The following is a 13,427-nucleotide window of genomic DNA, read 5'->3' on the forward strand; positions in this document are numbered from 1 at the left end:
CTCATTTCACTCGGGTGTGCGGGTTCCACCCACGTGGGGTGGGGCAGCCCGCCTGGGTCGCCGTCAGCGGCGGTTGCGCTTCTTCGCGCTGGACTTCTTCTTGCCGGAGCCCTTCCTGCCGGCTGCGGAGCTGCCGCCGGGATTCTGGGCACGGCGCTTGGCCTGTGCTTCGGCGCGCTGGCGGCGGGCCCGCTCCAGCATCTCCTCATCGGAGAGGCGGCGGCCCTTCTCGTAGCGCTTCGGCTGGACCCGGATCTGCTGCTCCTCGACCGGCTTCTCCACCTTCGCGGGGCGGAAGTCCAGCGGCTCCAGGCCCTTCTTCGCGCGCTTCTCGTTGATGCGCTCGTGGCGGACCTTCTCCGCGTCCGAACCGGGGGTCGGGTTGTTGCGGATCATCCACCACTGCTGGCCGAAGCTCCACACGTTCGTGGTGAGCCAGTAGATCAGCACGCCCAGCGGCATGCCGGGGCCGGTGATGATGTAGATGAACGGAAGAACATAGAGCATGATCTTCTGCATGTTCGCCGCGGGGCCCTCGAGGGCCGACGGCGGCAGGTTCTTCATCGTCAGTTCCTTCTGGGTGAGGAACGTGACGGCGCACATCAGCGCGATGATGATGCCGGTGATCAGCTTCGTCTCGATGGTGCCGGAGAGGAAGCTGTCAGCGATCGTGGTGTGGCTGAAGATCGTGGAGGTCGAGGCGCTCTTCGCCAGCTCCGGGGTCATGCCGCCGAAGGTCTCGCCGTAGCTCTTCCCGCCCGGGGAGTGCTCCGGCAGGGTGTAGAACAGGGCGCGGAACAGGCCGAAGAAGATCGGCATCTGGATCAGCAGCGGCAGGCACGAGGACACCGGGGAGGCGCCGTGCTTGCGGTAGACCTCCATGGTCTCCTGCGTCATCGCCTGGCGGGACTCCGGGTCGGTCTTGCCCTTGTACTTCTGCTGCACGGCCCGCAGTTCGGGGCCGGCGATCTGCATGGCACGGGAGGCGCGGATCTGCTTGGCGAACAGCGGCAGGATCAGGATGCGGACCAGGACGGTCAGACCCACGATCGACAGGATCCAGGTCCAGCCGCTGTTGGGGTCCATCACGAAGGACAGCACCTTGTGGAACTGCACCATGATCCAGAAGACCGCCCATTCGATGGGCATCAGAATCTTTGACATCGGCCTTGTCTTTCTATCCGTCCCGGATGCGCATGACGGTCATGCGAGGGGCGGCGTCGGTCGGGTTCGGGTCTAATCTACAAGTCGTCGCCTGCGCGGTCCTCGGGCCTGCGCAGGGCGCGCGGATTGCTCCACATGCCCGGCGCCGGGGTGGGGTCGAGGCCGCCCCCGGTGAGGGGGTTGCAGCGCAGGATCCGCCACGCGGACAGCACGGTGCCCTTGACGGCGCCGTGGCGGCGCAGGGAGTCCACCGCGTACTGGGAGCACACGGGGGTGAAGCCGCACGCCGGCGGCGTGTACGGCGAGATCCCCCGCTGATAGGCGCGGACCAGGGCGGTGAGGATCGCCGTGGGCCACTGCAGCGGGGAGCGCATGGTGGTGGTCAGGCCGGCCGACGGGTGCGCTGGGCACCGTCGGTGCGCCGCTGCAGCTTGGTGACGGCGGCGGCGACGGCGGATTCGGTCTGCGCGGCGAGGTCCTGGAACTGCACGGACTGGATACCGGGCAGGGCTCGGACCACGCAGGTGGAGCGCGGGGGCAGCAGGTGCATGCGCGGCCGCATGATCTCCCGCAGACGCCTGGTCACACGGTGACGGATCACCGAATTGCCGACCTTTTTGGACACGACGAAACCCACGCGGGGCTCATCCTGCTGTCGCGGCCCGCTGGTGTGCGGATCGGGAACAGCCACGTGAACCACCACGTGGGATCGTGCTGCCCTCGTCCCGGTGCGGGACGTGAGGCGGAAGTCGTCGCTGTGGCGCAGACGGTGAGCGGGAGCGGTCACGCTGGGACCGGCTCAGCTCACGCGGACAGCGAAGCGCGGCCCCGCGAGCGGCGTGCGTTGATGATGGCGCGGCCTGCGCGGGTGCGCATGCGGGCGCGGAAGCCGTGCTTCTTGGCGCGGCGGCGGTTGTTCGGCTGGAACGTGCGCTTGGACATCTCGTTCTCCTACGGATCGGTGGCCCCGGGAGGGGCCTGTGGGCGGGGCGGGGCCCCGTGGCTTTTCGGTGGCTGCGCAGCTGCCGGGTTCGCGCGTCGAACCGTCACGGGGAGCGTCGAGGGGAAGTCCCGGTGGCGCAGCACAGACTGATCAAGCGTAGGGCGGTGCGCGGGCAGGGTCAATGGATCCGCGGTGTCTTCGCCCGTCTGTGGGCGGAATCTCACGGGTCGTTCGGGACTGCACCACACCTTATCCCCAATGGCTGACACTTTTCCCCACCATTTGTGGAAAACTGTGTGCACGATCCCCACCGATCCGGCCCTTCCCCATGCCGACCAAGGAGCAACGATGGACAACGCGGCGCCCGACCACGACGAACTGTGGGCACAGTGCATTCAGATCCTGCGCGCCGATCCCGATGTCTCCGACCGCCACATCGCCTTCCTCACCCTCTCCCGCCTCAAGGGCTTCCTCGACGACACCGCCCTCATCGCCGTCCCCTCCGGCCTGGCGAAGGACATCTTCGAAACCGCCATCCGCGACTCGCTGAAAGCAGCGCTCACCCAGGTCACAGGCCGGGACAGCCGCTTCGCCGTCACCATCGACGAGTCGCTCCTGGACTCCCTCCACAGCGACGGCCCCGCGCCGCGGCCCGCCCCGTCGGCCTCCCTGCCGGCACAGCCGGCCCCCTCCGGCCAGTCGACCCCGCCGACCGGCAGCGCAGGCATCGCAGGAGCGGACCCGTCGGCCTTCGCGGCGATGTCCGCGCAGTCCGCCCCCGCGGCGCCGCACACCTCCGAGGATGCGCCCGCCGGCTTCGGCGCGACCGGGGTGCAGCAGCGTCCCCAGCAGCAGCGATCCACACAATCCGCCTCGAATGTGAACAGTTCTGTGGATAACTCTGGGTCGGGGCTCGGATCCTCCACCCGCCTCAACCCGAAGTACACCTTCGACACCTTCGTGATCGGCGCCTCCAACCGCTTCGCGCAGGCCGCCGCCTTCGCGGTCGCCGAACAGCCCGCCCAGGCGTACAACCCCCTGTTCATCTACGGCGGGTCGGGCCTGGGCAAAACGCACCTGCTGCACGCCACCGGCCACTACGCCCTCGGCCTGCAGCCGAACATCCACGTGCGCTACGTCAACTCCGAAGAGTTCACCAACGACTTCATCAACTCCGTCTCCTCCGGTCAGTTCGGCCGCGCTCAGGAGTTCCAGCGCCGCTACCGCGACATCGACATCCTGCTGATCGATGACATCCAGTTCCTGCAGCGCGCCCCCGAGACCATGGAGGCGTTCTTCCACACGTTCAACACGCTGCACAACGCCAACAAGCAGATCGTCATCACATCGGACCTTCCGCCGAAGCAGCTCGGCGGCTTCGAGGACCGCATGCGCTCCCGCTTCGAAATGGGTCTGATGACGGACGTGCAGCCGCCGGACCTCGAGACCCGCATCGCGATCCTCCGCAAGAAGGTCACCGCCGAGGGCAACGACGAGGTCCCCCACGACGTCCTCGAGTACATCGCGCAGAACATCTCCACCAACATCCGCGAACTCGAAGGCGCGCTGATCCGCGTGCAGGCGCTGCATTCGCTGTCCCGCGCGCCGATGGACGTCTCCCTCGCCGAATCGGTGCTGAAGGATCTGCGGATCCACGACGGCGCCGCCGAGATCACCGCACCGCTGATCATCGCGGAGACCTCCAGCTACTTCGGGCTGTCCGTGGATGACATCAAGGGCACCAACCGCACCCGCGCGCTGGTGACGGCGCGGCAGATCGCGATGTACCTGTGCCGTGAGCTCACCGAAATGCCGCTGATGAAGATCGGCGACGAGTTCGGCGGCCGCGACCACACCACTGTGATCCACGCGAACAAGAAGGTGACGCAGCTGATGAAGGAGCGTCGCGCCCTGTTCAATCAGGTGTCGGAGCTCACCGCGCGCGTGAAGGCGAAGGCACAGGAGCACGGCCGCGGCTGATCCGGCGGGCCGACGGGTGCTGCGCGAGCACATTGCGCCGCAGCGGGCGTCCGGCGGTGTCCGCCGCGAATGACACGTCTGTGTTTCAGCAGGCTGGGCCGCAGAACCTCTGGTTTCCGTCCCTCGATTTCATCCACATTGTGGATAACTTTGGGGATACTGTGCATGCATACGGGCCCCGATGTGGATCCTCCCGCAGCACCTGACCGAGCAGCCGCGGACTTATGCCCATGATGTCCACAGAGTTCGATGAGCTCTCCAGAAGCGACCTGAACGACGAAAATCGGCCTGACCAGCAGAAACACCACTTATGCACAGGATCAACAGTCGTCATTAAGGTGAGTGTTTAAGTTTGGTTCACTGTGGGTGTGGACAAGCGGGGCCGGCCGGGCCCTGAGTCGCGGACCGGGCTCGAACACCTGTGCACATGAGCGGAGACGAACGGATGTTCAGAATGACAAGGATGGGATTCCGAACCGCGCGGGGGTCCTCGAAACTGACTACAGTTGACCCTGTCCGCACCGAGACGCACACCAGAGGGCTGCGCCGCTGCGACCATCCGCTTCTGACTGTCACGAAGGAGAGCACACGGTGAGATTCCACCTTGATCGAGATGTCCTGAACGAGGCCGTCTCCTGGGCGACTCGCACGCTCCCCACCCGCCCGGCGATGCCCATCCTGCAGGGTGTCAAGATCGTCGCCGACACCACCGGCGAGCTGAAGCTCTCCACCTTCGACTACGAAGTCAGCGCCCACATCACGCTGCCCGCCGAAGTCGATGAGGCCGGCGAAGTCCTCGTCCAGGGCCGTATGCTCTCCGAGATCGTCCGCGCCCTGCCGAACAAGCCGGTCTCCTTCCAGCTCGAGGGCACCAAGGTGGAGATCCGCTGCGGCTCCTCCCGCTTCACCCTCGCCGTGCTTCCCATCGGCGACTACCCGGCGCTGCCGGAACTCCCGCCCGTGGTCGGCACGATTGACTCCTCGCTGTTCGCGCAGGCCATCAGCCAGGTGTCCATCGCCGCCTCGAAGGATGACGTGGTCCCCCTGCTGACCGGCGTGCGCATCGAGATCGACGGCGAGAAGGTCGCCATGATGGCCACGGACCGGTTCCGCCTCGCGATGCGCGAGTTCACGTGGAACCCGTCGGATCCCTCTGCGGAGATGTCCGCGATCGTGCGCTCGCGCACCCTCACCGAAGTGGCCCGCTCCCTCGGCTCGGGCAGCGTGGAGATCGCACTGAACACCGGCGAGCAGTCCAGCATCATCGGCTTCGAATCCGCCGGCCGCCGCACCACCTCCACCCTCGTGGACGGCGACTACCCGCCGGTGCGCCGCCTCTTCCCGGACAACACGAACTACTCCATGACCGTGGCGACCCAGCCGCTCATCGAAGCGGTCAAGCGTGTCAGCCTGGTTGCCGAGCGCAACACCCCCGTGCGGCTCACCTTCAGCGAAGGCCAGGTCGCCCTCGAAGCCGGCGCCGGTGACGACGCCCAGGCATCCGAAGTCATCGAAGCGCAGGTCGAAGGCGGCGAACTCGTCGTCGGGTACAACTCCGGGTTCCTCCTCGAGGGCCTCGGCGCATTCACCACCGACTTCGTGCAGTTCAAGATGCCGGACTCGATCAAGCCGTCCGTGATCCGCGGGCAGGAGTCGCAGGACGCGGACGCGGACGACTCCTACCGCTACCTGCTGATGCCGATGCGCATCTGACGCGGCGCGCATGCACCTGCGCGTCCTCGACCTGACCGACTTCCGCTCCTACGAGCACGTCACGCTGCAGCTGCGGCCCGGGGTGACCGTGTTCGTCGGATCGAACGGCCAGGGCAAGACCAACCTCGTCGAAGCGGTCTGGTACCTCGCGGCGCTGTCCTCCCACCGCGTCTCCCACGACGCCGCGATGGTCCGCCGCGGCGCCGAGACCGCGATCATCCGCGCCGGATTCGTCCGCGCCGGCCGCGACGTCCGGATCGATGCGCAGCTCGCGCCCGGCCGCGGCACCACCATCCGCCTCAACGGGCAGGGCCTCTCCCGCCCCCGTGAGGTCCTCGGTCAGGTCCGCGCCGTCCTGTTCTCACCGGAGGACCTCGCGCTCATCAAGGGGGACCCGGAGGGCCGCCGACGCTTCCTCGACGAGATCCTGTACGAGATCGCACCGAGGTTCGCCAGCATCCGCGCCGACTTCGACCGTGTGCTGAAGCAGCGCAACTCCCTGCTCAAACAGATGCGGCAGATGCGCCGCGCCGCCGCCCGCACCGGCGGGTCCAGTGGGCACGGGTCCGGACGGTCCAGCGCGGGCCGCGGCCGAGGCCAGCGCCCGTCGGCCGCGCCCCTGCCCGACGGCACCGACCCCGCCGAAGCCGCGCAGACCACGCTGCAGGTGTGGGATGAGCAGCTCGCCCGCACCGGCGCCGAACTGATCCGCGCCCGCCTGCATCTGGTGAACCGTCTGCGGCCGCATGTGGGCTACTCCTATATGAGGGTCGCGACCGATGAGGGCGCCGAAGTGGGGCTCCAGCTGCACCCCGCGGATCGCGGCGCCGTGGCCACGCCCGCGAACATCCGGTACACCTCGAGCGTGCTTGAGGGTGAGCTGCAGGCCGCGTCGGGACCCGTCGGCCCCGATTCCCCCGAGGCGGCGGAGGACCCGGAGGTGGCGCGTGCGGAGAAGCGCAACGCCGGCTCGGATCCGCCTCTGCCGACCCTGCAGCAGCTGCATGACGCCCTGCTCGAGCAGCTCACTGCCCGCCACGATGACGAGATCGACCGCGGCATCACCCTCAGCGGCCCCCACCGCGACGACATGGAGATCCGCCTGCACGACTTCCCCGCGAAGGGGTACGCCAGCCACGGCGAATCGTGGTCGCTGGCGCTTGCGCTGCGCCTGGGCTCCTACGACCTGCTCACCATCGAGGAGGGAGACCTCGGCGACGGCGAACCGATCCTCATCCTCGATGACGTCTTCTCCGAGCTCGACCAGCACCGCCGGGAGCGGCTCGGCCGCATCATCGCCGGCGCTGAGCAGGTGCTGATCACCACCGCGAACGATTCGGATATTCCGCGGTCGGTGGCCGACGGGTCCGCCGGTGAGCTGACCCTGGTGGATGTGACGAAGGGACGGGCCGAGATCCGCGGCGGGACCAGTGGCTCCGGTCGACCCGGCGGGGCTGGTGGTGGCCGGTGATCCAGCCGCCGAACCCGTACGCGCTGGGCACCTGGCAGAACCCACCGGCCCAGCCCACCGCGCCGAAGGACCCGTCGGCTGCGCCCGCCTCGCCGGCGCCGCATGAGCGGGCGAACGAGATGCCGAGCCCCGGCGCCCCACCCGAGCCCGAGGATTGGGATGATGCCAATCCCGTGGGTGATGGCTCCGGTGAGGGCGACGGCGGCGCGGACGAGGCCGACGAGTTCCGCATCGCCCGCGACCCGAACGCGACTGTCCGCGACTTCTCCCGCCCGGACGAGTACGCCCGCCGCGCCCTCAACCACGCCCGCGCCACCGCGAAGCGCTACGGGTACAAACCACGCCGCGGCACCAGTCGCGGACGCTTCAGCGCACGCGACGCCACCACCCTCAAGGGCGGGTTCTCCGGGGCCCGGCCCGACGCCCGCGACCCGCAGGGCTTCAAGACGGTGCTGGCGCGCGTGCTCGGCGACCTCGGATGGGAGGACGGAATGAGTCAGGGGCAGGTGCTCGCCGACTGGGAGCAGATCGTGGGGCCGCAGATCGCGCAGCACTGCGAGGTCGCGAGCTTCGAGGACGGCCAGCTCGTTGTTGCTGCGGATTCGTCGGTGTGGGCGTCGCAGCTGCGGATGCTGACCCCGCAGCTCATCACCACGATCCACGAGTATGTGGGCCGGCAGATCGTCACGGAGCTGAAGGTGACGGGCCCGCAGGGAGTCTCGTGGGTGAAGGGCAAGCGCACCGTGAAGTGGCGCGGCCCGCGCGACACGTACGGGTGATGGGGGCGTCGGATCAGGGGCTGATTCGCCACAGCTGCTGTGCTGCGGCCACGCTGAATGCTGACAGTCCGCACCGTTCCAAGCTGCTCAGGATCTCCCGGATCGTCATCGGTGGATTCTGTGTCGCCTGCGCCATGTGTTGCAGTGCGATCATGACATCCTGAGGTGCCAGGTCCAGCTGATTCATCAAGAACTGGTCGGGGCTTTGAACCTCAATTCCCAATGGTGCGAGGTGCTCAACCGGAAAGTCCTTGAGGTTGGCTGTCACGAGCAGGTCTGCTCTGCCCCTCACCGCCGCAGCAACCACATGTCGATCGTCGGGGTCCGGAAGGTCCACTGACTCAACGAACGGTTCCCAGTGATCAACGCATGCGTCAAGGAAAACCTTGTTCATGGTATTCACTCGGCGCCGGGCGCTGCCGGACGCTTTGGTCTGGGGATGGACAGCCTCGATCGCAGCGACTGTCTCCTCCAAAATCCGGTGGTTCCATAGCGGGCGGTACAGCCCCGCCTCAGCCAGTCGTAACAGCAGATCGGCCTGGGTGATCGGCACAAGCGCGCAGGCATCGAGAAGCGCGCTGAACCGTGCCATCAGCTCGTCACAGGCGGGCGCATTCTCGCGGCCGCCAGCGCCTCGACGTACAGGGATGCGTCCGCTTCATACAGGCCCTCGGCCGCGGCTTCAGCAGTCATATCGTCGAGAGCGCTGCGGGAGGCCCGACGCTTCTTCTCCTGGTAGTCCACGAGGTCTTGCAGACGAACGCGCCGATGCCGTCCCCCAGTCGTATAGGTGAAGTCGATTTCTCCGCTCTCGAGGATCTTCACCAGGGTGGGGCGACTGATGCCAAGGAAGTTCGCCGCTTCCTGAGTTGTCAGCGTCTTATCGACGGGAACGACAGTGATGGCTTTGCCTTGTCGCATCGCGTCGACGATCTCGCGGAGCACCGTGTACGCCTCGAGAGGCAGGGGTACGCACTGCCCATCCGGCCCCACAAGCCCTGCTGGCTCACTGTGCTGAGCCAAGAAGTGGCTCAGGTCCAGCATCTGTTCAAGATCCTCAGGCGGAAGAACAGTGTGGCGAGAACTCGCTCGGGTGGTCATGGCAGGAGAATACGCAGATATTCGAAAAATTCGCAAGGGTTGTCGCGGTGGTGCCGACTACCATCGCGGTATGAGTCCAGTCGTTGCCGCATCTGGCGCTGTGTTTTCCGGGGTCCGATCGATGAACCCGCGCTACCGCGTCCCTGCCCTGGCCAGCGCCGGCAGCCGTTTGTGATTGGTGTACGACGTCCGGTCTTCTCCACTGGACCTGCCGGGCCCCCACGGGATCGCCGTGCAGCACTCCCTCGATGCCGGCGCCACCTGGATCGACCCACGCTGGCTGCGCGAGCCTCGCCCGGACGGCACCTGGGGCTGCGGCGACCCCAGCCTGATCCCGCGGCTCGCTTGACTGCCCGCCGGCGCGCGCAGCCGCCGGACCCTGCGCCACAACCCCTATCCGCGCCTGCGCGGAGGAACTGAGTGTGCAAAAAATGGAGTGGAACGCCCTCTGATGCGCTGTGGTGAGTCGATTTCCTCGTTTTTGGTCGGAATTTGCACACCACTCGGCTCTTACCCGCCCCTTGCCCCGGCCGCACCGCCGCCCGCCGCGGAACCACCCCCGCCAGGGCATGACACAGGGCGCCGGGCCGGCTGTGATGGCCTGCCCAGCGCCCTTGGTGTCAGGTGCACCGTGCGCCCGCCCGCCTCAGTTCGGCGGCGCAGGGCGCGTGTCGGTCGCGACCACGCGGGTCAGCCCGCAGGCCACGACCACGCGGGACAGCCCTCATGTCGCTTCCGTGCGGGTCAGCGGGTCGGGTTGAACGGCTTCAGCTCTGCCGGCACAACACCTTCGACGATCTGCTTGGCGAGCAGCTTGCCGGAGGCGGGGCCGAGGCTGATTCCCCACATGCCGTGGCCGCCGTTGACGAACACGCGCGGCACGCGGGTGGCGCCGATGAGCGGCTTGGAGTCCACGCAGACGGGGCGGCCGCCGACCCATTCGTCGCGCTTGTCGGTGTAGTCGAGGTGCTCCATCAACGGGCGGGCGGACTTCTCAAGGGCGTCCACGCGGGAGCGGCGCAGCGGCGCATCCACGTGGTCGAACTCCATGGTGCCGGCGATGCGGAACCGCTTCCCGATCGGGGTGCAGGCCACGCGCTCGCGCGGGAAGTAGTACGGGGTCGGGACCGGGCGCAGCGACGGCTCGGTAACGCCCACGGAGAAGCTGTAGCCGCGGCCGGCCTGCACGATCTTCTTCACGCCGTAGCGCTGCGCGAGTTCGGGCAGCCAGGCGCCGGTGGCGATGACCACGGCGTCGCCGGAGATCGGCTCACCGGAGTCGACCTCAACGGAGACGCCCTTCGGGCCGTGGTGGATGTGGCGGGCCTGGGCACCGATGATGACCTTGCCGCCGCGTGCCTTCACGGATTCGGCGACGGATTCGGTGTAGTTGCCGGGCTCGATGAAGCGCTGCTTGGTGATGTGGACGGCGCGCTGGATGGACGGTGCCAGCAGCGGTGCTTCCTTCGCGAAGTCGGCGTTGTCGAGTTCGCGGAAGCCGACTTCGAGGCCGGCGTCGGCGAAGAGGGTGAGTTCGTTGACGAGGGCGTCGCCGTGCTCGGGGTTCACCCAGGCGGCGATGAAGTCGGTGTCGCGGGTCTTCTCCTTGACGCCTCCGTCGGCCATCTCATCGAACGCGTCGAGGGCGGTGAGGTTGATGGGGACGTACTGCTTGAGCGCCTTGGTCCACTGGCCGGCGGTGCAGCGGGCGGCGAAGCCCATCATGAAGCGGGCGAGGGTGGGGTCCATGCGGGGCTGCACGTACATCGGGGAGGACGGGTCCACGAGGGACTCCATGCCGAACTTCAGCACGGACGGCTCGTTCAGCGGGGCGGAGAGGCCCGGGGTGAGCCAACCGGCGTTGCCCCAGGAGCTGCCGGCGGCGACGCCGGAGCGGTCCAGAACCGTGACCTCGACGCCGTACTCCTGCAGGAACCAGGCGGTGGAGAGGCCCACGAGGCCGGCACCGATGATGACGACGTGCGGGGTGTCCCGCCCTTCGGTGAGGCCGAATTCGGCCGGCAGGGACGTGACGAGCTGGTTGGCCACGGGCTACTCCTTTGCAGCAAGACGATGGGGCCCGCTCGGATCCGCCGTGACCCCTGTCTCGTCATTATGGAACACCGCTGTGCGTCTGTGGGGTTCAGGAATGAGGGGGATCACAGGCCGACGGATGCTGACCTTCTGAGCGGCCGGAATCCCTTGCGGTTGTTGGGCCGTCGACGGGTCGGGGCGAGCCCTGTGGACCCGCTGGTCACAGCGATGTGGAGGTGTTCGAAGGGCACGCAAGCTCGATGACGGAGGGCCGGTACATGGGGTGGCGACCGGCTCTGCACCAGGCAGGCCGGAAGTGATCGGCACCTCTGGTGCCGAGGAAGGACTTCCACATGTCATACCGTCTTGTGAACCCGAAGACCGGCGAGTCAATGCCCATTGATGCCTACTGCGTTGTTGTGAACGAGGACGACCTCAGTTCGGCTGACCATGACGCGATCCGGGAGGATTGGACGTCTGAGGGGGCGCTGGCTGTCCTCCGGAAGAAGGGCAGCCAGTTCTTCCGAAGTGAGCCTGGGATGCCTGGCCGCCTGAAGCCGGGCCAGGCATCCAGGCTGGTTGAGGTTATGGAGGATCGTGTTGAGGCTGATCGTGAACGTCTGTACTCGCTGACCGATCTGGATGAGGGGAGCGCGTATGAGGACGTCGTTGATCAGTTGATCGATGACGATGTGCTGCTGGACCATCTCCGGGATCTGGCAGCGGGGGGAGCAGCAACCGAAGGATCTCTGATCTCGGCAGCCGAGGCGTTCCGGAACTATGTGAAGCTCCGTCCTGTGTCGGCAGATGGCGAGGATGGACATATGCCTTTCAGCGCGGTGTCACGTCGGCTGAGGGATCATCTGGTTCTTCTCCCCGATGAGGAGATCACCAAGTTGCTTGCGGCCACGATGACTGACGCTCTCAGGGCTGAGTGGGCGTTGCTCTGTGGTCGAGTGGTTGAAGAGGAGGCCAGTCGCTTCTACGGTCGGTGAGCCCAAGGGACGATGGCTCCCCGCTCTCAGTGGAGGGCGGGGAGCCACCCTACTCATTCTTCAAACTGTCCGGCGAGCTGCCTTGATGACCCTTCAGGGCCGCACGGAGTACCGGTAGATGGGCCTCAACAACGTTGGCAACAATCTCGATGTCTACCCCGAAGTACTGGTGTACCAAGATGTTTCGGAACCCCCGTATCTGAACCCATGGCACTTCGGGGTGATCTTCTGTCAACTCGGGAGGCAAGTGCTTGACGGCTTCACCAATGATCTGGAGGTTGCGTTCGATAGCATCCTCCGCCATCTCCACAGCAACTGGGTCGGTGGCCGATTGGGCGAAAGAAACGTAGCGACTGCACTTGGTGATCGCACCCAGGATGTCATCGACTCGATGTGTAGGCGATCTGGTCATAGCGGCACCGCATCGCGCTCAGCCTGATCAGCCAGGGGAGTCTTCAGCAGTTGGAGCGGGAAGATATCTATGTCGTCGCGGCCGAACAGCTCGCGCGTCTCCTCGAGCAGGCCTGAGGCCCTCATCAGAATGTTCCCGTCAGCCGGATTCATTTCTACAAGAATGTCGATGTCGCTTTCGGGCCCGGCTGTGCCCCGAGCGACGGACCCGAAGATTCTCGGCTTGCTCGCTCCATACCGGTCCAGCAGTGCCATGAGCTCAGAACGACGTGCCTCGAGTAGCTGCCGCAACTCGAGGGTGTCCCTGCTCACCGTCCCCTCAGACATGCCGGTAGCGTAGCAAGGCGCCGAAAATGACGGGAGTCGGGCGTCGGCGGCTGCACCGGTTCAATTGAGTGAGCCCCTTGAGGCAGTGGACAAGTCAAGGCAAGAAGTATCCAACGATGGACGGCACGCCGGTCTGCCGCAGGCTAGCGGCAATCAGAGCCTCGCCGGTGGCGTACCCCAGCTGTTCTGCCGTCGCCCTCGCGCTCCCATGCGAAGCGGCGGGGGCTGATCGACAGCCATGCGGCGCGAAGCTCCTGTAGGCGGCCATGCTGGGATGAGGGAAGCGCGTAGACGCCTCTTTGGATCTGCGTGAGTGTTCCGGTGTTGTGAAGTCGTCGGATTGCGGTGCGGGAGATTCCTGCCTCGACCGCTTGGCCGGCGGTGACCAGCGACCACTGACCGGCGCCCAGCTGTTCGAGGGTGGCGAGATGGGCGGACATCGGTCACCTCCGGCAACTTAGTTACATCTCGGCGTAACTATCTTGCCGCCGACAGAGCTGCAATGTCAC

Annotated in this window: 15 protein-coding genes; 5 read left to right on the forward strand and 10 right to left on the reverse strand. The window is 66.6% G+C overall.

All coding sequences use genetic code 11. From position 1 onward, the window contains the following. Window positions 1-63: 63 nt before the first annotated feature. The 4 genes from yidC to rpmH all read right to left on the reverse strand — a co-directional run bounded on the left by yidC (window position 64) and on the right by rpmH (window position 2,106). Complete coding sequence (yidC, locus tag R3I40_RS10355; protein ID WP_285261718.1) at window positions 64-1,164, reverse strand: membrane protein insertase YidC; 1,101 nt, start codon at window positions 1,162-1,164, stop codon at window positions 64-66. 77 nt (window positions 1,165-1,241) lie between these two features. Further along, on the reverse strand, window positions 1,242-1,538 hold the full coding sequence (gene yidD, locus R3I40_RS10360) for a membrane protein insertion efficiency factor YidD (protein WP_183377344.1): 297 nt from the start codon (window positions 1,536-1,538) through the stop codon (window positions 1,242-1,244). A gap of 8 nt (window positions 1,539-1,546) precedes the next feature. Further along, window positions 1,547-1,951: a ribonuclease P protein component gene (gene rnpA / locus R3I40_RS10365; RefSeq protein ID WP_183377343.1), complete on the reverse strand. Its 405-nt coding sequence runs from the start codon at window positions 1,949-1,951 to the stop codon at window positions 1,547-1,549. A gap of 17 nt (window positions 1,952-1,968) precedes the next feature. Continuing rightward, window positions 1,969-2,106: a 50S ribosomal protein L34 gene (gene rpmH, locus R3I40_RS10370; RefSeq protein WP_183377342.1), complete on the reverse strand. Its 138-nt coding sequence runs from the start codon at window positions 2,104-2,106 to the stop codon at window positions 1,969-1,971. Between the two features lie 349 nt (window positions 2,107-2,455). Here rpmH and dnaA point away from each other — a divergent pair, with 349 nt between their 5' ends. The 4 genes from dnaA to R3I40_RS10390 all read left to right on the forward strand — a co-directional run bounded on the left by dnaA (window position 2,456) and on the right by R3I40_RS10390 (window position 8,050). Then, complete coding sequence (gene dnaA / locus R3I40_RS10375) at window positions 2,456-4,087, forward strand: chromosomal replication initiator protein DnaA (protein ID WP_183377341.1); 1,632 nt, start codon at window positions 2,456-2,458, stop codon at window positions 4,085-4,087. Window positions 4,088-4,678: 591 nt separating this feature from the next. After that, complete coding sequence (gene dnaN / locus R3I40_RS10380) at window positions 4,679-5,800, forward strand: DNA polymerase III subunit beta (protein WP_285261717.1); 1,122 nt, start codon at window positions 4,679-4,681, stop codon at window positions 5,798-5,800. Between the two features lie 10 nt (window positions 5,801-5,810). Continuing rightward, window positions 5,811-7,271 (forward strand): DNA replication/repair protein RecF, encoded by a 1,461-nt coding sequence (locus tag R3I40_RS10385; RefSeq protein WP_285261716.1) that lies wholly within the window; start codon window positions 5,811-5,813, stop codon window positions 7,269-7,271. Further along, on the forward strand, window positions 7,268-8,050 hold the full coding sequence (locus R3I40_RS10390) for a DciA family protein (protein ID WP_285261715.1): 783 nt from the start codon (window positions 7,268-7,270) through the stop codon (window positions 8,048-8,050). The genes R3I40_RS10385 and R3I40_RS10390 overlap by 4 nt, the downstream gene beginning before the upstream one ends. A 13-nt stretch (window positions 8,051-8,063) precedes the next feature. Here the strand turns inward: R3I40_RS10390 and R3I40_RS10395 are convergent, their stop codons facing one another. The 3 genes from R3I40_RS10395 to R3I40_RS10405 form a co-directional block, all read right to left on the reverse strand. Next, entirely contained in the window at window positions 8,064-8,642 is a 579-nt protein-coding gene (locus R3I40_RS10395) for a PIN domain-containing protein (protein ID WP_259922166.1), read from the reverse strand. Then, a complete protein-coding gene (locus tag R3I40_RS10400; RefSeq protein ID WP_285261714.1) occupies window positions 8,642-9,151 on the reverse strand; it encodes a helix-turn-helix domain-containing protein in 510 nt (169 codons plus the stop codon). Before R3I40_RS10400 ends, R3I40_RS10395 begins: the two co-directional genes overlap by 1 nt. Window positions 9,152-9,895: 744 nt before the next feature. Continuing rightward, entirely contained in the window at window positions 9,896-11,200 is a 1,305-nt protein-coding gene (locus R3I40_RS10405) for an NAD(P)/FAD-dependent oxidoreductase (RefSeq protein ID WP_285261713.1), read from the reverse strand. A gap of 338 nt (window positions 11,201-11,538) precedes the next feature. Here R3I40_RS10405 and R3I40_RS10410 point away from each other — a divergent pair, with 338 nt between their 5' ends. Then, window positions 11,539-12,180 carry a hypothetical protein gene (locus tag R3I40_RS10410; RefSeq protein ID WP_259922172.1) on the forward strand — a complete coding sequence of 214 codons (642 nt, stop codon included), beginning with the start codon at window positions 11,539-11,541 and terminating at the stop codon, window positions 12,178-12,180. 49 nt (window positions 12,181-12,229) lie between these two features. Here the strand turns inward: R3I40_RS10410 and R3I40_RS10415 are convergent, their stop codons facing one another. From R3I40_RS10415 to R3I40_RS11595, 3 genes are all read right to left on the reverse strand, one after another. Beyond that, window positions 12,230-12,592, reverse strand: coding sequence for a HepT-like ribonuclease domain-containing protein (locus R3I40_RS10415; RefSeq protein WP_259922173.1), 363 nt, complete (start codon window positions 12,590-12,592; stop codon window positions 12,230-12,232). Beyond that, the gene (locus tag R3I40_RS10420) at window positions 12,589-12,918 is read right to left on the reverse strand and encodes a nucleotidyltransferase family protein (RefSeq protein ID WP_259922175.1); all 330 of its coding nucleotides are present in this window, start codon (window positions 12,916-12,918) and stop codon (window positions 12,589-12,591) included. Before R3I40_RS10420 ends, R3I40_RS10415 begins: the two co-directional genes overlap by 4 nt. Window positions 12,919-13,061: 143 nt before the next feature. Then, window positions 13,062-13,358 carry a type IV toxin-antitoxin system AbiEi family antitoxin domain-containing protein gene (locus R3I40_RS11595; protein ID WP_396349472.1) on the reverse strand — a complete coding sequence of 99 codons (297 nt, stop codon included), beginning with the start codon at window positions 13,356-13,358 and terminating at the stop codon, window positions 13,062-13,064. Between the last annotated feature and the right edge of the window lie 69 nt (window positions 13,359-13,427).

Origin of the sequence: Helcobacillus massiliensis (assembly GCF_033106145.1) — a bacterium.
Taxonomy (GTDB): domain Bacteria; phylum Actinomycetota; class Actinomycetes; order Actinomycetales; family Dermabacteraceae; genus Helcobacillus; species Helcobacillus massiliensis.